Source organism: Chryseobacterium sp. GQ58 (genome assembly GCF_059758895.1).
In genome coordinates this window covers 39481-60070 of sequence record NZ_JCAXEH010000007.1, presented here as the reverse complement: position 1 = coordinate 60070, position 20590 = coordinate 39481, and the positions used below count along the sequence as shown (strand labels likewise).

The 20590-nt window shown below is 34.3% G+C and carries 21 protein-coding genes; 9 read left to right on the top strand and 12 right to left on the bottom strand.

Annotated features, from left to right (window positions below; translation table 11 throughout):
- Nucleotides 1–267, top strand: a complete 267-nt coding sequence (locus AC6CHK_RS14840; protein WP_498097416.1) for a Trm112 family protein — start codon at nt 1–3, stop codon at nt 265–267.
- A gap of 60 nt (nt 268–327) precedes the next feature.
- Nucleotides 328–1323: a tRNA dihydrouridine synthase DusB gene (gene dusB / locus AC6CHK_RS14835; RefSeq protein ID WP_498097414.1), complete on the top strand. Its 996-nt coding sequence runs from the start codon at nt 328–330 to the stop codon at nt 1321–1323.
- Nucleotides 1324–1519: 196 nt separating this feature from the next.
- Here dusB and deoC read toward each other — a convergent pair whose 3' ends face one another.
- The 5 genes from deoC to AC6CHK_RS14810 all read right to left on the bottom strand — a co-directional run bounded on the left by deoC (nt 1520) and on the right by AC6CHK_RS14810 (nt 5904).
- On the bottom strand, nt 1520–2263 hold the full coding sequence (deoC, locus tag AC6CHK_RS14830) for a deoxyribose-phosphate aldolase (RefSeq protein ID WP_498097412.1): 744 nt from the start codon (nt 2261–2263) through the stop codon (nt 1520–1522).
- A gap of 7 nt (nt 2264–2270) precedes the next feature.
- Nucleotides 2271–2741 (bottom strand): Lrp/AsnC ligand binding domain-containing protein, encoded by a 471-nt coding sequence (locus AC6CHK_RS14825; protein WP_498097410.1) that lies wholly within the window; start codon nt 2739–2741, stop codon nt 2271–2273.
- A 25-nt stretch (nt 2742–2766) separates the two neighbouring features.
- Nucleotides 2767–3702, bottom strand: a complete 936-nt coding sequence (locus AC6CHK_RS14820; RefSeq protein ID WP_498097408.1) for an endonuclease/exonuclease/phosphatase family protein — start codon at nt 3700–3702, stop codon at nt 2767–2769.
- Nucleotides 3703–3973: 271 nt separating this feature from the next.
- Nucleotides 3974–4645 (bottom strand): tRNA (guanosine(37)-N1)-methyltransferase TrmD, encoded by a 672-nt coding sequence (gene trmD, locus AC6CHK_RS14815; RefSeq protein ID WP_498097406.1) that lies wholly within the window; start codon nt 4643–4645, stop codon nt 3974–3976.
- On the bottom strand, nt 4642–5904 hold the full coding sequence (locus AC6CHK_RS14810) for an NAD(P)/FAD-dependent oxidoreductase (RefSeq protein WP_498097404.1): 1263 nt from the start codon (nt 5902–5904) through the stop codon (nt 4642–4644). Before AC6CHK_RS14810 ends, trmD begins: the two co-directional genes overlap by 4 nt.
- A 66-nt stretch (nt 5905–5970) precedes the next feature.
- Between AC6CHK_RS14810 and AC6CHK_RS14805 the strand changes: the two genes are divergently transcribed.
- Nucleotides 5971–6834 carry a glycoside hydrolase family 25 protein gene (locus tag AC6CHK_RS14805; protein WP_498097402.1) on the top strand — a complete coding sequence of 288 codons (864 nt, stop codon included), beginning with the start codon at nt 5971–5973 and terminating at the stop codon, nt 6832–6834.
- Between the two features lie 30 nt (nt 6835–6864).
- Here the strand turns inward: AC6CHK_RS14805 and AC6CHK_RS14800 are convergent, their stop codons facing one another.
- From AC6CHK_RS14800 to AC6CHK_RS14790, 3 genes are all read right to left on the bottom strand, one after another.
- On the bottom strand, nt 6865–7710 hold the full coding sequence (locus AC6CHK_RS14800) for a carboxypeptidase-like regulatory domain-containing protein (RefSeq protein ID WP_498097400.1): 846 nt from the start codon (nt 7708–7710) through the stop codon (nt 6865–6867).
- Nucleotides 7711–7837: 127 nt separating this feature from the next.
- Nucleotides 7838–8998, bottom strand: coding sequence for an 8-amino-7-oxononanoate synthase (locus AC6CHK_RS14795; protein ID WP_498097398.1), 1161 nt, complete (start codon nt 8996–8998; stop codon nt 7838–7840).
- A 10-nt stretch (nt 8999–9008) separates the two neighbouring features.
- Entirely contained in the window at nt 9009–9527 is a 519-nt protein-coding gene (locus AC6CHK_RS14790; RefSeq protein WP_498097396.1) for a DUF1761 domain-containing protein, read from the bottom strand.
- Between the two features lie 112 nt (nt 9528–9639).
- On the opposite strand from AC6CHK_RS14790, the gene AC6CHK_RS14785 reads away from it, so the two are divergent.
- Nucleotides 9640–11538 (top strand): ABC-F family ATP-binding cassette domain-containing protein, encoded by a 1899-nt coding sequence (locus tag AC6CHK_RS14785; RefSeq protein ID WP_498097394.1) that lies wholly within the window; start codon nt 9640–9642, stop codon nt 11536–11538.
- Between the two features lie 59 nt (nt 11539–11597).
- Here AC6CHK_RS14785 and AC6CHK_RS14780 read toward each other — a convergent pair whose 3' ends face one another.
- The gene (locus AC6CHK_RS14780) at nt 11598–11756 is read right to left on the bottom strand and encodes a hypothetical protein (protein WP_498097392.1); all 159 of its coding nucleotides are present in this window, start codon (nt 11754–11756) and stop codon (nt 11598–11600) included.
- Between the two features lie 7 nt (nt 11757–11763).
- The gene (locus AC6CHK_RS14775; protein WP_498097390.1) at nt 11764–12822 is read right to left on the bottom strand and encodes a Gfo/Idh/MocA family oxidoreductase; all 1059 of its coding nucleotides are present in this window, start codon (nt 12820–12822) and stop codon (nt 11764–11766) included.
- 148 nt (nt 12823–12970) lie between these two features.
- Between AC6CHK_RS14775 and AC6CHK_RS14770 the strand changes: the two genes are divergently transcribed.
- From AC6CHK_RS14770 to AC6CHK_RS14760, 3 genes are all read left to right on the top strand, one after another.
- The gene (locus AC6CHK_RS14770) at nt 12971–15199 is read left to right on the top strand and encodes a TonB-dependent siderophore receptor (RefSeq protein ID WP_498097388.1); all 2229 of its coding nucleotides are present in this window, start codon (nt 12971–12973) and stop codon (nt 15197–15199) included.
- 85 nt (nt 15200–15284) lie between these two features.
- The gene (locus tag AC6CHK_RS14765) at nt 15285–15800 is read left to right on the top strand and encodes a hypothetical protein (protein WP_498097386.1); all 516 of its coding nucleotides are present in this window, start codon (nt 15285–15287) and stop codon (nt 15798–15800) included.
- Between the two features lie 160 nt (nt 15801–15960).
- A complete protein-coding gene (locus AC6CHK_RS14760; RefSeq protein ID WP_498097384.1) occupies nt 15961–16551 on the top strand; it encodes a hypothetical protein in 591 nt (196 codons plus the stop codon).
- Between the two features lie 98 nt (nt 16552–16649).
- On the opposite strand, the gene AC6CHK_RS14755 is transcribed toward AC6CHK_RS14760, so the two are convergent.
- Complete coding sequence (locus AC6CHK_RS14755) at nt 16650–17285, bottom strand: peroxiredoxin (RefSeq protein ID WP_498097382.1); 636 nt, start codon at nt 17283–17285, stop codon at nt 16650–16652.
- A gap of 95 nt (nt 17286–17380) precedes the next feature.
- Here AC6CHK_RS14755 and AC6CHK_RS14750 point away from each other — a divergent pair, with 95 nt between their 5' ends.
- Complete coding sequence (locus tag AC6CHK_RS14750; protein ID WP_498097380.1) at nt 17381–18262, top strand: mechanosensitive ion channel family protein; 882 nt, start codon at nt 17381–17383, stop codon at nt 18260–18262.
- Between the two features lie 315 nt (nt 18263–18577).
- Nucleotides 18578–19498, top strand: coding sequence for a hypothetical protein (locus AC6CHK_RS14745; protein ID WP_498097378.1), 921 nt, complete (start codon nt 18578–18580; stop codon nt 19496–19498).
- A 69-nt stretch (nt 19499–19567) separates the two neighbouring features.
- On the opposite strand, the gene gap is transcribed toward AC6CHK_RS14745, so the two are convergent.
- Nucleotides 19568–20572 (bottom strand): type I glyceraldehyde-3-phosphate dehydrogenase, encoded by a 1005-nt coding sequence (gene gap, locus AC6CHK_RS14740; RefSeq protein WP_498097376.1) that lies wholly within the window; start codon nt 20570–20572, stop codon nt 19568–19570.
- Nucleotides 20573–20590 lie beyond the last annotated feature (18 nt).

The window sequence follows — 20590 nt, the reverse complement described above, 5'->3', positions numbered from 1 at the left end:
ATGAGAATAAAAACCATAGAAAAATTGTGCTGCCCGTTTGATAAAGCAGATTTAGAATTAACCATCATTTCGCAGGACGAAACAAAAAACATCATTGAAGGCCTACTGATCTGCAACGACTGCAAAAGAGTTTATCCGATTATGCGCGGAATTCCGATTATGTCACCTGATGAATATCGTGAATTTAAGCTTGAGCAGCCGGTTCTAGAACGTTGGGAAAAACATTTAAACGGAAAGAAAGTTGAGAATTTCAGGCTGATTTCGTAACGATAACAGCAATAGATAATTTCAAATTCCTGAAAGTTTAGAATTTCGTAAATTTGCGCCATGATAAAAATAGGCAACATAGAACTGCCGGAATTTCCGCTTTTGCTCGCTCCGATGGAGGATGTAAGCGATCCGCCGTACAGACGACTGTGCAAATTGCATGGCGCAGATTTGATGTATTCGGAATTTATCTCTTCTGAAGGCTTAATTCGCGATGCCATCAAAAGCCGGAAAAAGCTGGATATTTTCGATTACGAAAGACCTGTCGGAATCCAGATTTTTGGAGGTGATGAAGAAGCAATGGCGATGTCTGCAAGGATCGTGGAAACCGTAAATCCAGATTTGGTGGACATCAATTTTGGATGCCCTGTAAAAAAAGTGGTTTGTAAAGGTGCCGGAGCGGGGGTTTTGAAAGATGTTGATATGATGGTGCGCCTTACAAAAGCTGTTGTAAGTTCTACAAGCCTTCCTGTGACGGTAAAAACACGACTAGGTTGGGACAGTAATTCGATCAATATTGATGAAGTTGCGGAACGTCTTCAGGAAACAGGAATCAAAGCCTTAACGATACATGCAAGAACGCGCGGACAAATGTACAAAGGTGAAGCTGACTGGGAACACATCTCAAGAATTAAGCAAAACCCGAATATTGAAATTCCAATTTTCGGAAACGGAGATATTGATTCTCCTGAAAAAGCTTTAGAATATAAAAATAAATACGCCTGCGACGGAATTATGATCGGTCGTGCGGCGATTGGTTACCCATGGATTTTTAATGAAATCAAACATTTCTTTAAAACCGGAGAATATCTTGATGCACCAACAATTTCAGATCGACTTTTAGCCGTTCGTCAACATGCAGAATGGAGCGCAGAATGGAAAGGTGAAAAATTAGGATTAATTGAAATGAGGCAACATTACAGCAACTATTTCCGTGGAATTCCGCATTTTAAAGATTTCAGAAGGAAATTTCTTGAAGTGTACAGTTTGGAAGAGATGGATGAGGTGATCAAGGAAACGCAGGAGTTTTACGAAGAATATCAGGCACAGGTTTGATTTAATTTTTTAAATCATTAAGGTTTATTAAGAAGTTTAGAATATAAGTTGAGCTTTGTTTAAAGCAGATGCTTAATTAAGATTTATTGATTTTTCTTAAACTTAACTTCTTCAATATTCTTAATGGTTCAAAACTTTACATAAAACAACAAACCCATCGGAAAATCTGATGGGCTTGTTATATATATTCAATTATTTAATACTCTTCTGATGAATTTTCATTCTTTAGTAAAGCCAGAGCCGAAGAAGTTCCTATTCTTTTGACACCGAGATTGATCATCTTTTCGGCATCTTCAGGATTTCTCACTCCGCCAGCGGCTTTTACCGAAAGATTTCCTGCGTTGGCTAGCATGATTTTGACACCCTCGAAAGTTGCTCCGTTGGGTTTTCCGTCTTTCGTTTCGTAAAAACCTGTGGAAGATTTTACGTAAATTTTAGACAAATCATTTTCAGAAAAATTTTCTTCAGCCCAGTTGGAAATATTTTTTGTAAGATCAGCAATTTGTTGGTCATCCAAAGCTGCAATTTCAATAATCCATTTGGCAACTTTATGATTTTCGATGCACAGTTGTGTGCATGCCAAAAATTCTTTTTTTACTAAATCTAAATTTCCTTTCAGATATGCATGATAATTAATCACAAAGTCTAATTCGTCTGCACCATCCTGAATTGCCTTGGAAGCTTCAGCGAGTTTTTCTTCAACAGAATAATCTCCCTCGTGGAAGCCTATCACAGTTCCCACGGCTACATTAGAATTCCTTTCCCGAATATATTTCTTTATTTCAGAAACATATTCAGGGCGTATCATTACCGCAAAAATATTTTTACCAATTGCTACTTGTGCAATATCTTTTAGTTTCTGTATTGTTTCTTCTTCGGTAATACCAGATTGAGAAGGAGTTTTTAAATATGTTGAATCTAAATATTGCGCAATTTTCATGGTAAAATTATACTTTCAGTTGTCTCGAAATACCTTGCTCCAAAGATATAAAAGTTTCCGTTCTTGTAACGCCTTTCAATTTTTGAAGCTTGCTTAAAATTTCCATCAAATGATCGTTGTCTTTACATAATACTTTTAGGAAAATAGTATAATTTCCTGTTGTATAATGTGCTTCAACTACTTCATTTACTTCGTTTAGAGCTTTTACAACTTCAGGATAATGACCCGGCTGATCAAGAAACATTCCGATGTAAGACACTACTTTGTATCCTATTTTTTTAGGGTTCAGGAAAGAGATAGAATTCTCTATAACGCCCGCGTGCTCAAGCTTTTTTATTCTTTGATGCACTGCTGTAGTCGAAATCCCTACTTGCTTAGATATATACGCTAAAGAACTTTTAGCATTGTCCATAAGCATGTAAATAATTTCTTTATCCAAAGGATCTAAATGATAACTTGTACTGCTTGAATTTTTCATATTATTTTAATTATTACCTTAATTATTATTTATTTCTTAATGCTACAAAAACCGGAAAATGATCACTGTATCCTCCCAAATAGCGAGTTCCAGCATATGTCCTGAAAGGCCTTTCGCTATACATTTTGTCTTTGCTTCTTATTTTTTCAGGTTTAAATATTTCTGCGTCATAAAAAGACAGTGTATTATTTTCCTTAAAAAAAGATTTAGACAGTAAAATCTGATCAAACAAAAGCCCTGATTTATAATGAAAAGCTGAATAATTCTCAGTTGAAAACAACTCCTGAAAAGGGTTTTCCAGTACCTTCTGATTGGTATCGTCAAAAAGTATTTTTATCAGATTTTCATCATTGGGGTTCTCATTAAAATCACCACACAAAATGACGTTTTCCTTATCTACATTTATTATTTTTAAAATTTTACTCCTTATTTCACTCAGAATAAAATTTCTTTTTGGCTGATTCACATCTTTTTCTCTCTTTGAAGGCAAATGAGCTACAAAGATATTGATGATCTCTTCCTTATATTTTACTTTTGAAAACAACACATCTCTTGTTGTGTCATAGTTTTCAGGGTTTTTATCTTCAATTTCAAAGAAAAATGTAATGGCTTCAGAATCTAATATTTCGATTTTCGACTTATTATAAAGCAACGCAACATCTACTTTTCTTTCATCCATTGAATTATAATGCACAATCCCGTATTCTGAGTTGAATGGCTGCATTTCTACAAGATCCTCCAAAACCTTCCTTCCTGAAATTTCCGACAACCCGATCATACAAGGCAATACACCCGCCTCTTCTTTCATCAACTGAAAAACATGGGAAATTTTGAAAAGCTTGTCTCTGTATTTTCTCTCGTCCCAATTTCTAAGGCCCGATTTTGTAGGATCCAGCCTGTGGACTTGTACCTGATCTGGCAAAAACAAGTTTTCTACATTATAAAAAGCAAACAGTTCCATTACCTATTTTTCTGTTGACACCTGACTTTTTAATTTCAGACTGTAAATTTATTGTTTTTTTTAATATGAATAAATATTTTATAATTAATTTTTCATAAAAAAGCTATAAAATTTGGCATTATCGTAAGGTTGTTAAATAATTTGAGCAAAAATTCCAATTATAACAAAATTACTTTCACAAAAATTTAGTTAAAAAATTCTGAAAAATAAGTTAAAAATTATAATTTGCAAACGATTGCATTGATTATCACCTTTCTAATTTAAAATATTCTTAAAGTAAATCCGGACGCTTTTCCTGAGTGATTCTTACGGCTTCTTCATGTCGCCATTCTTCGATTTTAGCAAAATTTCCGCTCAATAGAATTTTAGGAACTTCCAAACCTTTATAAGATTCAGGGCGCGTGTATATCGGAGGCGAAAGAAGATCATCCTGAAAGCTGTCCGTCAAAGCGCTCTGCTCATCATTTAAAACTCCCGGAACAAGGCGAATAATCGAATCTGCAAGAACACAAGCTGCCAATTCACCGCCGGTAAGCACGTAATCACCTATCGAAATTTCTTTTGTGATGTGAAGATCTCTCACCCTTTGGTCGATACCTTTGTAATGTCCGCAAAGAAAAATCAGATTGTTTTTTATTGAAAGAGAATTGGCTATTTTCTGATTGAGCGTAACGCCGTCCGGAGTAAGATATATTATTTCGTCGTAATCCCGTTGAGATTTTAGCTCGGAAATACATTTATCCAAAGGCTCCACCATCATTACCATTCCGGCACCGCCGCCATAAGGTTCATCATCAATTTGTCTGTGTTTGTTAATCGACCAGTCTCTCAGCTGATGGAAATGCACTTCTACCAAACCTTTATCAACTGCTCTCTTCAAAATAGAAGTTCTGAACGGACTTTCCATCAATTCTGGAAGTACGCTTATTATATCAATCCTCATTGCTGCGTATTATTTTTTTTATTCGGCGAAATGATTAATCGTAAGGATGAATCTTTATTAAAATAGCTCCACATCCAGTTAAAAAATATTGCCAGTTTATTTCGAACGCTCAAAATAAGCATTAAATGTAAAAACATCCAAAAATACCAAGCAAAAAGTCCCTGAAATTTGATAAATGGCAAATCGACCACCGCTCTGTGTTTTCCGATTGTGGCTAAAGAGCCTTGATCATCATATTCATATTCTTTCCAATCAGCACTGTTTTTTTTCAAAAGATTTTTTCCGAGATTTTTCCCTTGATTTATCGCCACGTTGGCCACTTGCGGATGTCCTTTCGGATATTTCGGGGTTTCCATATAAGCAATATCGCCGATTGCATATATATTTTCATATCCTTTTATTTTGTTGAAGCGGTCGACAATATATCTGTTTCTTACCAAATTTTCCGAAGGAAAACCATCAACCACATTTCCTGTAACTCCGGCTGCCCAGATGACATTATTTGACGGAATTTCTTTTCCGCTTTTCAGGTAAACTCTGTCTCCGTCATAATCTGTAACCACTTCACCACTCATAAAATCTACGCCTAATTCTTTAAGGTATTGTTCAGATTTTTCTTGCGCTTCAAGGCTCATCACGGCCAACGGTTTTTCGGTAGAGCTTACCAAAATGATTTTAAGCTGCCCAAAGTTCATATAAGGATAATCTCTTGGCAGAATTTCTTTTTTCATTTCCGAAAAAGCTCCGGCTAGTTCAACTCCGGTCGGTCCGCTTCCCACGATTACGATATTCCAGTTTCCGTCGTCGCTGCGGCTTTTTTCGAGAATAAGCTTTTCAAAAGTCATCAAAACATGATTTCTGATACTGATGGCTTCCTGAGTATTTTTCATCCCGAAAGCTTTACTTTCAAGATCTTTATTTCCGAAAAAGTTTGTTTTACAGCCTGTTGCAATAATTAATTTATCAAAAGTAAATTCTGCTTCATCGGTAATCACCTTATTTTGGGCTGGAATAATTTGTTTTACATCCGTTAAACGAAACTGTGTATTTCTGGATCGCTGAAAGATTTTTCTGAACGGAAAAGAAATGTTGGAAGGCTCTATCCTGCCGCACGCCACCTGATAAAAGAGCGGCTGGAACATGTGATGGTTTACCTTATCGAGAACGATTACTTTTTTGTTTTTGTTGTTTAAAGTCTTCGCAAGCTGCAGCCCCGCAAAACCTCCTCCGATGATGATGATCTTTTCGCGTGTTTCCATAATACACAAATTTACTGATTTTGTTTAGTAATTTATAGTCTTAAAAAGTTAGTTTTGCAAAACTTTATGAGCCCTAGAAAGTACACCAAAAAAACTGCCAAAAAGATCCATAAAAAGCGACGCAATCATTATTTTCTGCGACGGAAAATCGTTTTGGTTGTTTTGCTGATTGCATTGATCGGAACGGGATTATATTTAAAGCAATCAATCAGCTATTATTATGCTTTATATTTTGACAAATTCACTCACAAAAAGCTTTATAACAGCGAAAATGAAGGTTTAAGAATTCAAAAAATACTTAGCAATAATCTTGATAAAACGTATGGTTTTGACATTTCGCATTATCAGAATAAAGAAGATATAAGCTGGGATAGTTTAAGCATCGGAAACAAAACGATTCCTCTGGAATTTGTCGTAATGCGTGCAACGATGGGAAACCGAGGTGCCGACAAACATTTTAATGATTTTTGGGAACAGGCAAAAAAACATAATCTGATCCGTGGCGCTTATCATTTTTACCGAGCTGATGAAGATCCTATCATTCAGGCAAATAATTTCCTGGAAAACGTAAAACTGGAAAGCGGCGACCTTCCGCCTATTTTGGATATTGAAAAAATTCCCAAAAGAAAGTCAAACAAAAAATTGGTGGAAGATCTGAAAATCTGGTGCAAAATCGTGGAAGAAACTTATGGCGAAAAACCGATTATTTACACATATTATCATTATTATAAAGACTTTTTAAAAGGCGAATTTGATGATTATCCGCTTTGGCTGGCCAATTATAATGATGTTCCTACGCCATCTCCTGATGATAAATGGGATTTTTGGCAATTTACCGAAAACGGAATTGTTTACGGAATCAACACCAAAGTCGATATTGATATTTACAATGGCGGAATCTGGTCTTTGAAAAGCCTGACTTTGGATTAAATTATTTCACACGATTCATCTTTTTCAGAATCAATCTTCGTTCTTACCGTTTTTATCAACTTTTACATCAATATTGATGGCCGGAGCTGCAATGCTGAGCTTTTGCCAGTCACCGTAAAATTTCCTCATAAAACCCGCTCTGAATAAAGCTGCGCTGATGAAAATCCTACCTTCAAACTCTTTCAGAAACTGAATCCCAACAAAAAATTTTCCCTGAACCCAAATGTTTTTATCATTGACATCCAATGTGAAAGTTCCGTCTTTTATCTGATCTTTAGTCAACTCAATGGTGATCTCTTCTTCCAGAATATTTTTATCGGGCAAGCCATTTTTCACGCTGTAAATACTGTAACGAAGCAAAACCGGTCTGTCGGATGTAAATTCTGCAATATTCAGATTGATATTTTTTATTTTCGCTTTCTTTTTTGTGTGAAATTCCAATGCGGTTTCTCCAAGAAAATCGTCTTTGCGGAGCTGCGGATTTACCGAATACAAAACACTTTTGGTTTTCGTATTAACACCCCAATTTTTATCAACAAGCTTTTTAGGCGTGATTTTTACTTCCTGAATATTTCTAAATTTATCTTTTAAAAATATCTTTTGTTGATTTGCTTTTACGAAATTCTCTACCGTTTCCGTATAGCTTTCGAATCCTGCAACTTCGATTTTCAGCTTACCGGAAATATTAATATTAGAAAGATCAATGGAAAAATTTCCTTTTTCGTCGGAAATCACACCAATATTTTCATTTTCAACACCAATTTTAGCATAAGGAATCGGCTGATTGTCTTCTTTTGACAAAACAGTTCCGGAAATCACCTGCGCCCGAATGAAAATTACAACAAATAACAAGATTAAAAAATTGAGTTTTTTCATATTAAAAGTTTGACACAAAAATCATTATTTCAGAATAAAAAACTTCATAATATCTTATTAAATTTAATGATGATTCCGTTAAATTAAATATAAAAAAAATCACAGGTTTGTGATCCAACTTAAATTATTATTTGAAAGGTTTCCGCTGAATCCATTTGATTTCGGGATTTATCGAAGTAAATATTTTTCCGATAAACTGATTGATAAATTTGTGTCTATGTTTTATTAATCCAAAAATTTTCACCGGCTCGGCGCCAATTGTCGATTTTATTTCTAAAGCAGTTCTACTGAAAATAATGCGCTGGAATCTTTCATTAATTCCAAATTCAACCATATCCAAAAGCATATTCAGATAGATTTGTTTTTGTTTCTGCAAATCTTTATTGTAGCCGAGAAAATAGGTATCAACATCTTTTTTATTAAGGATCAAAGTATAAAAGCCAATCAGATTTCCATTAAGATAATAACCAAAAACCCTGAAATTTTCCTTTAGATTTCGCTTCATATATTCAAAATGATTTTCGGTGAGGAAAAATGTATTGAAGTTTGCATTTTCCGCAACATTTTGATACAAAACATTCATTTCTTGCTGATGATTTTTTATATCGTTGAGATTCATTTCTTTTTTTTGAATTCCAAGGCTTTTTTTCTTTGCAGATTTGGCTCTCGTTCTGTATTTTGTGGAAAAATTATTCAGGTAATCTTCAAAAGTAATCCAGTTTTCTTTCAATTTTAAAATCATGTTGGGCTGAACTGAAAACCTGAAAAAGCTTTTGTAAGCTCTTCCCTGAAAATGCTTTATAAAATCTTCCTGATAATCTTTATAAATAATGAGCGACGTACGTTTTTTTTTACTTTGCACTTCATGCACAGCCTGATCCAAAAGAGAAGTCATCTGCGCGACGGTAATTTGTGAAAAATCAAAATGAAAACCGTTTTGTCCGGTCAGCATATTATTGCCCAAAATCATCACATTTTTGCTGATCTTTTTTGCAATAAAATTTCTCAGATTACAAAAAAGCTCATTCTTCTGAAAACTATTATGCTGTACGAAATTTATATGCTGAAACAAAGCACCTCCGATAAGCTTTTCATTTTTAAAAAAACCAGCAAAATAGCAAGACATATTGTGCGGCCCGGAAGATTCCAAAGCCTGAAAATATTCAACAGACAACATAATATTATGCCGCCCGATTACATCGTTCCAACTTTCGGGAAGCTCTGCAAAACTGGTATAAATTGTAAAAGTATAAGACATAAAAAAGGCCACTAAATGCAGCCTTATCATTTAATTATTATTATTTTGGCGTCACAAGATTGAAGCCGTCGATTGCATACCATCCGCAAATGATTCCGCCCATAATGGTGATCGTAATCGTCCAGAAAGCAGTATTTATTAAAACATATTTCCATGATTTTCTTTCAAACATCGCATTGATTGCGATAAGTGGAAGCACGAAAAATATACCCGCCATGAAAGAATGCAAAGCGCCGTGCCCAAACGAACGGTACGCCGTTCCGTAATCACGCATGAAAGCTGTAAATGATGGTTTTGCCAGATTTGTGTCTCCGCCAATCATTCCTAATGCGCCGAATTGATGAATCGTTACAAACTGCAAAAACATTCCCATCATGATTGACAGCACAATTGAAATGATAAAGATAACCGCCATGTTGCCGCCTTTCAATTTTTCTTCCGTCAAGCCGGATTCTTTCATCCATACTTTTCCAAAAACTTTTGGATTATACCAAATAAATCCCATTAACAAAGGAACTAAAGCAGCAAATACAATTGCCAGAAAATTAATTTGAATCATAGTTTTTAATATTAGTTGTTGATATCAAATCTACATCAAAAAAGTTTACGAAAACATATTTATCGTTAGCTTTAATAATTCGTACTTTTGCACCACAAAAATTTGCTTATTAATGAATTACGTTGCTGCTGAGAATCTTACAAAATCTTACGGAATAAAAACTCTTTTTAAAAACATCTCTTTCAATATCAATGAAGGTGATAAAATTGCCATTGTTGCCAAAAACGGAAGCGGAAAATCTACTTTGCTGAAAATTTTAATGGGGAAAGAAATCGCAGACAGCGGTTCTGTAATCATTAATAAAGATATTCAGGTGGTTTTGTTTGATCAGGAAATTGATTTTGAATCTGATTTGACGATTGAGGAATTTATGATGACTTTAGATTCTGCACCAATCAAGGCATTAAAAAATTATCACAAATCACTCCTTTCAGACGATCCTGATTTCATGGAAAAAGCTTTAGCTGAAATGGAAATCCATAAGGCTTGGGATCTTGAAAACGAGATGACACAGATTCTTTCTCAGCTGAAAATCACTGATCTTGAAGCAAAAATGGGAATGCTTTCCGGTGGGCAGATCAAACGTGTTGCCTTGGCAAAACTTTTAACGGAAACCAGAGCAGAACATCGTCACACGCTTTTGATTATGGATGAGCCTACCAACCACCTTGATGTGGAAATGGTAGAATGGCTTGAAAATTATTTAAACAAAGCGAAAATCACCCTTCTTTTGGTAACTCACGACCGATATTTCCTTGATGCAGTCTGCGGAATTATCTGGGAAATGGAAGATCAGAATCTATATTTTCACAATGGTTCTTACGCAACTTATCTGGAGAATAAAATGATTCGTGAGGATAATATGAACTCAACCATCGACAAAGCACAAAATCTTTACAGAAAAGAATTGGAATGGATGCGAAGACAGCCGAAAGCGAGAACTACAAAATCAAAATCCAGACAAGACGATTTTTACGAAACTGAAAAGGTAGCCAAAACCGACACCCGAAAAGAATCTTTGGAACTTGATTTTGAAATGAAAAGATTGGGTAACAAAATTCTGGAACTCAAAGATATTTCTAAAAGCTATGGGGATAAATTGTTGCTGAAAGATTTCAGTTATTCATTTCAACGTGGTGAGAAAGTAGGAATTGTAGGAAAAAATGGAGCCGGAAAATCTACTTTATTAAATATCATTCAGGGTTTTGAGCCAAAAGATTCTGGGGAAATTGAAACTGGTGAAACCATCAAATTCGGATATTTTTCTCAGAAAGGTCTGAAGTATAAAGAGGAAGAAAGAGTAATTGATTTTATTAAAGATATTTCAGAAAATTTCCCTTTAGCAAACGGAAGAACGATTACAGCATCGCAATTTTTGAGATTATTCTTATTTGATGACCAAACGCAGTATTCACCAATCTCAAAGCTTTCAGGAGGTGAAAAAAGAAGATTGCATTTGATGTACATTTTATATCAAAATCCAAACTTTTTGATTTTTGATGAGCCTACGAATGATCTTGACCTTCCGACTTTGACGGTTTTGGAAAATTTCCTTTTAAATTTCCAGGGAAGTTTGATTATCGTTTCTCACGACAGATATTTTATGGACAGAATTGTTGACCATATTTTAGCGTTTGAAGGCGAAGGAAAAATAAAAGATTTTATTGGAAACTTCTCAGAATACAGAGAAAATAAAAAATTGGAAGACGGAAACCAAAAGAATGAAGATAAAAAAGCAAAAACCGTCGTTGAGAAAGTCATTGAAAAACCGGTTGTTGTAGAGACTCCAAAGATTCAAGCTCCGAAAAAGAAATTGTCTTTTAAAGAACAACGCGAGCTGGAAACGATTGAAAAAGAAATTCCTGAATTTGAAGCAAAAAGAGCAGCAATTTTAGAACAGCTAAATAATGAAACTGATTACGAGAAAATTGCAAAACTTTCTGCAGAACTGGAAAATCTTTCTGAAAAACTCGAAAACCATGAAATGAGGTGGCTTGAGCTTCAGGATTAAGATAAATTAAAATATGAAGAGCTGTTCAGAAATTGAGCAGCTCTTTTTTATATTGAAGATTATCTTTTCTTAACCATTGTAAAAATACTGTAAGAAAGAAACGCCATTCCTAATAAAAGGAAACCATATCTCAGAAATCTATTATCGTCGACCAACGTTATGCCAATCACGACAAACAAAAGACCGATCACTGTAAAACTTGAACTTCTTTTTTTCATAATTTCTTTAATTTAAGTCTAAAATTTTTCCTTTTTTAGAACTCTCCAAAGCTGCTTCAATGATTTTCATATTTTGAATTACTTCATTTCCCAGCGATGGCAAAGCGTATCCGAAAACAATATGTTCGTAGATTTGCTGATAATAATTCATGTAATTTCCGGGTTGGCTTGAGGTTAAAATCTTTTTTGATTCTGAATTTTCATTTAAATAATTGAGAATTCCGTCAGATTCTTTTAAAGGCTGCATCCAGTCTTTTCCATACGTTGGGATTATTCCGGCTGACAATTCGTTTTCCTGATTGTCGGTTCTTTCCTGCAAAAAGCTTCCTTTATGTCCATGAATTTTATAAGCAAAATGATCTTCTTTGGTAAAAACTGAAGATTTTAATCTCACCCTTAAATCATCTTTATAATACAATAAAATTTCAAAATAATCATTGGCAAATTCTTCTCCTTTCATCGAAAACACGTCTGCAAAAAGTTTTTCAGGAAAGCCGAAAAGCTGTGTTGCCTGATCCACAAGATGCGAGCCCAGATCATGAACAGAGCCAGAGCCGTTTAATTCAGGATTTTCTTTATGTTCTTTTGCACTTGGTTCGGTTCTGAATCTGTCAAAACGGATTTCAACCTCTTTGATTGTTCCTAATTTTCCTTCAGAAATTACTTTTTGCACCTGAAGATAGTCACGGTCAAATCTTCTGTTTTGATAAACACTTAAAAAAAGATTTTTGACCTCTGCTAATCTTACCAATTCTTCTGCTTCGTTTACATTGACGGTGAAAGGCTTTTCTACAATTACATTTTTTCCTGCTTCGAGAGCCATTTTACAATATTCAAAATGAGTCTGAACAGGCGTATTCACAACAACAACTTCAATATCAGCATTCTCAAGCATTTCTTCTACCGAACGGTAAATGACAGCATCAGGATAATCTGCTTTCGAATCTTCCTTTGTTCGTTCTACAATTGCGGACATAAAAAAACCGGGATGCTCTTTTAAAAACGGAGCATGAAAGATTTTCCCGCTCATTCCAAAGGCGCAAAGGCCAACTTTTACCAATTGCATAGTTTTATTTTTTCAACAAATATATTTATAAAGATTTAAGGACTACTTAAAAACATGATAAAAATCATTCGTTTTATTTTTATTAATTCTAAATAACATTATTTTTACACTTACTTTTGCTGAATTATTTTAACCTATTCCAAATAAAATGAAAAGAAAAATTATTTTTGTTGGCTTACTTGCCTTTGCAACAACGTTAAATGCACAAATGAAAAACAATTCTGAAAGTGACACAATCAGAATTCAAACCATTGAAGACGTGAATCTTCACAAAAAAGGAAACCCAAACAAAGCAAAACCTTTGTCTACAAAGTCGAATCTTACGGTAATGGAAAATCCACAAGCATTATCTATTGTCACGCATGAGATTATTGAGCAGCAGCAGGCAAAACAGCTTGGTGATGTTTTACAGAATGTAAACGGAATGTACATTACTTCATCAAGAGGAAATTCTCAGGATAGTTTTGGCGGACGTGGCTTTATTTTAGGAAACGATAATATTTTTAAGAACGGAGCTAGAATAAACAGCGGAGTTTTCCCTGAAGTAAGCGGATTGGAAAGAGTGGAAGTTTTGAAAGGTGCCAATGCTATGATTTACGGAAATACAGCAGCAGGAGGTATCATCAACTTGATCACCAAAAAGCCAAAATTCGATTTTGGAGGAAGCATCGGCCTCAATGCCGGCAGCTGGAATTCTTACAAACCAATGGTTGATCTGTACGGGCCATTGTCAAAAAATACAGCTTTCAGAGTAAATGGCGCTTATGAATATGCAGAAAGTTTCAGAGATGTTGTACAATCTGAGAAGTATTATTTTAATCCTTCTTTTTTATTCAATCTTGGAACCAAATCTCAATTGATTGTAGAAGCAGATTACCTGAAAAATAATTTCACTCCGGATTTCGGGATTGGCACCATTACAAACCCTTCAAAAGATTTTGTACTAAACGATAGGCTTCCAAGAAATACATTTTTGGGCGCAGACTGGCAATATCAGAATGTACAGCAAATGTCTACCAATATCACTTTTAATCATCAGCTTTCCGACAAATGGACCTTCAATGCCGTAGGCTCTTATCAATATTATACAAAAGATTATTTTTCTACAGAAAGAATACAATGGTCTTATGATGCAGATCAACGTTTGAAATGGGAACGTCCTTTACATAAAACATTTAATGAGCAGAATTATACATCTCTTCAATTGAATGTGAATGGAGAATTTAATACCGGAAAAATCAATCATAAAGTATTGATAGGAAGCGATGGTGACTATGGTGTTCTGAATAATTACACCTATACAAATCCTACAAAATATGGCACCAACGGAAGTTCAAACGGAATAATTTATATGGATAATCCTTCTAGCTGGACAAGTGGCGAAATTCCTGATGCTTCATTAAAAACAAGAACAAGAATTCCTTCACAACGTTTTGGATTGTACGTTCAGGATTATATAAGTCTTACAAAGCAGCTTAAAGTTATTGCAGGATTAAGATGGTCTTATCTGCAAATAATGCCAAATGTTGAAAATGAATTTACTAAAGACAATATAGATAAGGACAAAATAAATACGGCAGCTGTAGACAGAGCTTTTTCACCAAAAGCAGGCTTGGTTTACATGCCAAATGATAATCTTTCTGTATTTGCTACATATACCAATTCATTTGTACAGAATATTGGTAAAGATATTTATACCCAGACTTTATCACCCACAACTATCGACCAATACGAAGTTGGTGTAAAAAAGAACATATGGAATAATGCTTTGGCTGTTAATTTAACGGCTTACCAGATTGTTTACAATAATTATTACCAGACTGCGCAGTTTTTAGCAAACGGAGATTCAAACTCAGACTCTTTCATCAAAGAGTTTGCAGGCAAGATGAGAAGCCGTGGTGTGGAGCTAGATATTACAGGAAATCCAACGGAAGGTCTTTCTATTATTGGTGGTGTTTCTTACAACAATGCAGTTTACTTGGAGACGCCGGAAGTTTTCGGATATGTTGAAAAACAAAGACTGGTTCGTACTCCTTCAACTACGGCAAACGCTTCAGTATTTTACACATTCCAAAGAATAGCAAAAGGTCTGAAGATAGGTGCAAGCGCGTATTATATTGGCGGAAGATTAGCCGGATGGAATGATACAAAAACAGGAGCAAATAGTCTTGTTGAAAGAAATGGAGTAAGCAGAACATTTGGACTGAAAGATTACACAACCGTATCTTTATCACTTGGATACGAATGGAAAAAATTCACAATTCAGGGGAAAGTGGGCAACATGTTTGACGTTGTAAATTATACTGTTCACGAAAATTATTCTGTAAACCCTATAACGCCAAGAAATTATTATTTCACGCTTATATACAAACTTTAAAAATTAATAACAATACTATTTTCTTTATTTAAAGTGGAATTGCATTTTTGCAGTTCCACTTTTAAAATTAAAAAAAGCAAAACTTATGGATAAAATAAAGGATACAAGAAGTTTTATGAGAATCACGCACAGGTATTTGGGATATTTCACGGCAGGAATAATGATCATATATGCGCTGAGCGGCATGTTGTTGATTTACAGAGACACCAATTTTCTAAAAAAGGAAAAACTGTATGACAAAATAATTGCAAAAAATCTTTCGGAAAAAGAACTCGAAAAAGAGTTGAAAATAAAAAACTTAAAGGTAAAAAGTACAGAAAACAGCATTATTCATTTCAAAGAAGGAACTTACAACATATCAACCGGACAGGCGAAATATGCTAAAATGGAACTTCCGATTGTTTTGGATAAAATGACAAAACTTCACAAAGCCAAGTCTGAAGATACACTTTCGCCTCTTAATGCTTTTTTTGGTCTCTGTCTTTTCTTTTTCGTTCTGTCAGGATTCTGGATGTTTAATCCTAAAACAAAAGCTTTCAAAAAAGGAATCAAATTTGCCGCAGCAGGACTTATCGCTGCAATAATTTTATTATTGATTTAATTGCAAAATAGTTAAAATTTTAAGCTTAATTTGTTTATTATTGATTTTTCCACAATTCTTCTAAAATTCAATAAAAGAGGCTTAGCAATGAATTGTGGCACATTTATTGGATTAATAACGTTATCAAATAATGAACATTAATTATTAAAATTATAAATTTATGAAAAAGCTAATTTTAACAGGAATATTAGCCGTGGTTGGTATGTCCGGTACAGCAAATGCTCAAATTCAAGAAGGTAACTGGATGGTTGGTAGTAGCCTAATATCTAGCAGATTTGGTTTAAATACAGATGCAGGTTACAACTTTGCAATACAGCCCAAAGCTGCTTACTTTGTTAAAGATAATCTGGCAGTAGGTGGATACGTAACATTAGGCTCTGAAAAAGTAAGTAAAGATTCAGGAACCCAGTTTACTTATGCTGTAGGAGGATTAGGACGTTATTATTTATCTCCAAATGAACAAGGAGTTGACAACTTATTAAATCACGGTCGTTGGTTTTTTGAAGGAAATCTAGGTATAGGAGGACAATCTACAAAAGGAGGAACATCTACAACCGGATTAGATTTCGGAGTAGGACCTGGATATTCATACTTCATCACACCAAATATCGGACTTGAAGGCTTGGTAAAATATGTCGGAGTGACAGGATTTGGTAATGAAGGTCTTACATCAAATATTACTTTTAATGTAGGTTTCAGTATTTTTATTCCAACTTCAAAAGCTAAACAAGTAGCAAACGATTTGAAATAATTTCTATTTAAAATAATACAAAAAGCGGCCCGGAAATTTCTGGGCCGCTTTCTTCAAATTAAAACTAAACTATATATAATAAATAAAAAAATCAAAGCTTATTTATTGGGTTGCGGCGTGTATCGCAAATAAGGCTTTATTTCCGTAATACCTTTTGGAAAAATAGCTTTTGCATCATCTGTAGAAATTGACGGCGGAACAATAACATCATCACCATCATTCCAATTGACAGGAGTTGCTATTTTGTGGGAATCAACTAATTGCAATGAATCCAAAACCCTTAAGATTTCATTAAAATTTCTTCCTGTTGAAGCGGGATAAGTAATAATTAACCTTACTTTTTTTTCGGGATCTATAATTAATAACGAACGTACCGTAGCCGTTGCAGAAGCATTTGGATGAATAAAATCATACAATTCTGAAACTTTTCTGTCTTTGTCTGCAATGATTGGAAACTGCACATCGGTATTTTGAGTTTCATTGATGTCTTTAATCCAGCTTTTGTGATCTTCCACTCCATCTACACTCAGAGCGATTACTTTTGTATTTTTTTTCTCAAATTCTGATTGTAATTTTGATGTATATCCGAGCTCAGTTGTACAAACCGGAGTATAATCTGCCGGATGTGAAAATAAAATCCCCCAGGAATTTCCCAGATATTCATAAAAATCAATAGTTCCGGCGGAAGAATCTGCCTGAAAATTGGGTGCGGTGTCTCCTAGTTTAATTGACATAATATTTTGCTTTTATTAGTCTACAAATTTAATAGACTTTTTGTAACTGGCAAAATATTTGCTTAAAAATAAATTTTAAATTTAAATTAAATTCCATGGAGAATAACGGCTTAAGTTATATTGATGTTGTATACAGAGTCCTCGAAAATTGGTATATCAAATTTGCCGCACTTACTCCGAAGCTGGTTGTAGGAATTATAGTTTTCTCATTCTTCCTGATGACGAGTAAGTATTTCAGTAAAATCGCCGTAAAAATCCTCCACAAAGTATTTCCTAAAAGTAAAAAAGAAGGTTCCATACTTACATTAATTGGCATTTTCAGATTTATCATTATTTTGATGGGTACTTTTATCGCCTTGGAAATCATGGGATTCAGTAGTTTTCTTTGGAAATTTATCGGCAGTTTGGGAGTTGCAGGGGTTATTGCCGGTGTTGCTCTGAAAGATCTTGTATCAAGTATTTTTTCAGGAATGTTAATCGGTATCGACAAAGCTTTTAAAGTTGGAGATTATGTGATCATCGGAGGAAACTCGGGAACAGTAATTGAAATTGGTTTTTTGACAACAAAAATAATAAGTGACGACGGAAAAAAAGTGTATATCCCAAATCAGGTAATTTTTAGTGCACCATTTTCAAATATCACTGCATCGCCTCAGCGAAAAATTATTTTAGATTTTGAAATTCCTGCTGGTGAAGATGCAAACAAAGCCCAAAAAGGAATTTTAGAGGTCATTACAGGTATAGAAGGTATTGACAAAATAGAAACTGCCGAAGTAATATTTACCAATCTGAATCAAGGTGTTTTTACTCTTCAGGCAAAATTCTGGATTCAGATAGGCGCCAATATGCTGACAATCAAAAGTGAAGCTTTAACAAAAATAAAAAAGCGTCTTGATGAAGATAATATTCCTTTAGTAACACCAACAACCATTAATATCAACAATGCCGGAGTTAATGGCGCATCAAAAGAAATTTAAACCAAATTTTATCGTAAAACATACAACCTTCCAAATGCGGAAGGTTTTGCTTTTTACATATTTGTTGCAACTTTAAAAACGTTACAGCAATTTTATGTTAATCTTAATGCTTTTAATTTTCAGGTAGCATATAGCAGCCATTAAACCTTAAATATTTCAAACAATATTAACAAATCTTTAAAAATATTATAAAAATATAGTTTATATGTTGATAAATTGTGATATTTGTACAAACTAATAACAAATGAAAACTCAGCTATTTTGATAGTTGATGTTTCACTGTAAACCAAAAACTAATCAATAAAAAAATTAATCATGAGAACAAGAATTTTGTTGTTATTGCTGCTTGTATGTGCAGGAATAACTTTCGGACAGGAAAGTAATATTACGATAGATGGTAATTATTATTTCAACTACCCTTCAAAAGAGAACTTAAATGCTTTTAAGAGTGAAACTAATTTGAATCAAAAGGCTACACTTTCAGAAATTCAATCAGAAATTGAAGGATCAAGATTTAGGGTAAAGGTAATATCAATAACGGATGACATTGTTAATTTTATCTTTGGAGATTTTGCTGAAAATACAAATCTACAAGAAAAGATAAATAATCAATCTCAAAGCGAAAATCTAAAAAGTAACTATCTCAGAAAATTAGAAGAAATATTTTCAAATCATCAAAACGACGAAGGTTTAAAAAATCTAATGGGTGAACTTTCAAATAATTCTTCCAAAGTTATAGGTGGAAAAAAAGTTGTGTATTCTTTACCTTTAGATAATTTTAGATTGAGTACAAAACCATTGTATAATAGAGTTGATTGGCGAGTAGGAGTTTATACTGTTCCTTTTAAATTACGGTTTGGTGATTTTAATTTCGATGCTAATGTTAATCTAGGTGCTAACATTGGTGCAAAAACAAGATGGAATAGAGAGGTAGAAAATGGCTTTGCTTTAGAACCAATTTTCGGATTTGGATTGGCAAGCATACAGTTGGATGAATCTAATAGCAGTACAACTTCAGCTACAAATGTAAGCGCGTTCACAATCAATACAGGTGTTTTAATTCATGTTACAAACACAATTAATGTTGGACTTACATATGGTTTTGATAATATCAGCAAAAATGATCAGAATAATTATAACTGGAAATACAATGGGAAAGGCTGGCTTGGAATAGGAATTAACATCGCCTTTAGCAGTCAAGGAAATAATACCGGCGGATCTGTGGGAAATCCATAAAATCTCTTTACAAAAAAACCTTCCAAAATTGGAAGGCTTTTTTTATTTATGCTAATTATTTATTACCAATTATAAAGAAGCAGAATGAATCAACATATCAACCAATTTGTTTGAGTAACCCATTTCGTTATCATACCAAGAAACAAGCTTTACAAAATTTGGAGAAAGCATGATACCCGCGTCTTTATCGAATATCGACGTTCTCTTATCTCCTACGAAATCCTGAGAAACTACAGCATCTTCAGTGTATCCTAAAATACCTTTCAATTCACCTTCAGAAGCAGCTTTGATTACTGAACAGATTTCTTCATAAGAAGCAGATTTTTCAATTCTTACTGTTAAATCTACTACAGAAACGTCAACAGTTGGTACTCTGAAAGACATACCTGTTAATTTTCCATTCAATGAAGGGATTACTTTTCCTACCGCTTTTGCAGCTCCTGTAGAAGAAGGAATAATATTATTTAAAGCAGCTCTACCGCCTCTCCAGTCTTTCATTGAAGGACCGTCAACAGTTTTTTGAGTTGCTGTTGTAGCGTGTACAGTTGTCATTAAACCTTCAACAATTCCGAAGTTATCGTGAATTACTTTAGCTAAAGGCGCCAAACAGTTTGTCGTACAAGATGCGTTTGACAAGATTTTGATATCGTCAGTAAGTTCTTTGTGGTTTACCCCCATCACAAACATTGGAGTATCATCTTTGGAAGGAGCGGAAAGGATTACTTTTTTTGCACCTGCGTTGATGTGAGCCTGAGCTGTATCTTTAGATAAGAAAAGTCCTGTAGATTCTACGATGTATTCGGCACCTACTTCATTCCACTTTAGGTTATTCGGGTCTCTTTCGGCAGTTACTCTGATTTTCTTTCCGTTTACCACAAGATCGTTACCTTCAACAGAAACTTCACCTGGGAAAATTCCGTGTACAGAATCATATTTTAACATGTAAGCCATGTATTCTGCATTGATAAGGTCGTTGATTCCAACTACTTCGATATTGTCTCTTTCAGTCATTGCTCTGAATACCAGACGACCGATTCTACCAAAACCGTTAATACCTACTTTAATTGTTGACATAATTTTGTTGTTTTTTAA

Coding starts and splice junctions, on each gene's coding strand:
- AC6CHK_RS14785 (WP_498097394.1), top strand. CDS start 9,640: ATGAATTACGTTGCTGCTGAGAATCTTACAAAATCTTACGGAATAAAA.
- trmD (WP_498097406.1), bottom strand. CDS start 4,645: ATGAGGATTGATATAATAAGCGTACTTCCAGAATTGATGGAAAGTCCG.
- gap (WP_498097376.1), bottom strand. CDS start 20,572: ATGTCAACAATTAAAGTAGGTATTAACGGTTTTGGTAGAATCGGTCGT.
- AC6CHK_RS14775 (WP_498097390.1), bottom strand. CDS start 12,822: ATGCAATTGGTAAAAGTTGGCCTTTGCGCCTTTGGAATGAGCGGGAAA.
- AC6CHK_RS14770 (WP_498097388.1), top strand. CDS start 12,971: ATGAAAAGAAAAATTATTTTTGTTGGCTTACTTGCCTTTGCAACAACG.
- AC6CHK_RS14800 (WP_498097400.1), bottom strand. CDS start 7,710: ATGAAAAAACTCAATTTTTTAATCTTGTTATTTGTTGTAATTTTCATT.
- AC6CHK_RS14745 (WP_498097378.1), top strand. CDS start 18,578: ATGAGAACAAGAATTTTGTTGTTATTGCTGCTTGTATGTGCAGGAATA.
- AC6CHK_RS14765 (WP_498097386.1), top strand. CDS start 15,285: ATGGATAAAATAAAGGATACAAGAAGTTTTATGAGAATCACGCACAGG.
- AC6CHK_RS14750 (WP_498097380.1), top strand. CDS start 17,381: ATGGAGAATAACGGCTTAAGTTATATTGATGTTGTATACAGAGTCCTC.
- AC6CHK_RS14795 (WP_498097398.1), bottom strand. CDS start 8,998: ATGATAAGGCTGCATTTAGTGGCCTTTTTTATGTCTTATACTTTTACA.
- AC6CHK_RS14825 (WP_498097410.1), bottom strand. CDS start 2,741: ATGAAAAATTCAAGCAGTACAAGTTATCATTTAGATCCTTTGGATAAA.
- AC6CHK_RS14805 (WP_498097402.1), top strand. CDS start 5,971: ATGAGCCCTAGAAAGTACACCAAAAAAACTGCCAAAAAGATCCATAAA.
- deoC (WP_498097412.1), bottom strand. CDS start 2,263: ATGAAAATTGCGCAATATTTAGATTCAACATATTTAAAAACTCCTTCT.
- AC6CHK_RS14780 (WP_498097392.1), bottom strand. CDS start 11,756: ATGAAAAAAAGAAGTTCAAGTTTTACAGTGATCGGTCTTTTGTTTGTC.
- AC6CHK_RS14840 (WP_498097416.1), top strand. CDS start 1: ATGAGAATAAAAACCATAGAAAAATTGTGCTGCCCGTTTGATAAAGCA.
- AC6CHK_RS14790 (WP_498097396.1), bottom strand. CDS start 9,527: ATGATTCAAATTAATTTTCTGGCAATTGTATTTGCTGCTTTAGTTCCT.
- AC6CHK_RS14820 (WP_498097408.1), bottom strand. CDS start 3,702: ATGGAACTGTTTGCTTTTTATAATGTAGAAAACTTGTTTTTGCCAGAT.
- AC6CHK_RS14810 (WP_498097404.1), bottom strand. CDS start 5,904: ATGGAAACACGCGAAAAGATCATCATCATCGGAGGAGGTTTTGCGGGG.
- AC6CHK_RS14760 (WP_498097384.1), top strand. CDS start 15,961: ATGAAAAAGCTAATTTTAACAGGAATATTAGCCGTGGTTGGTATGTCC.
- AC6CHK_RS14755 (WP_498097382.1), bottom strand. CDS start 17,285: ATGTCAATTAAACTAGGAGACACCGCACCCAATTTTCAGGCAGATTCT.
- dusB (WP_498097414.1), top strand. CDS start 328: ATGATAAAAATAGGCAACATAGAACTGCCGGAATTTCCGCTTTTGCTC.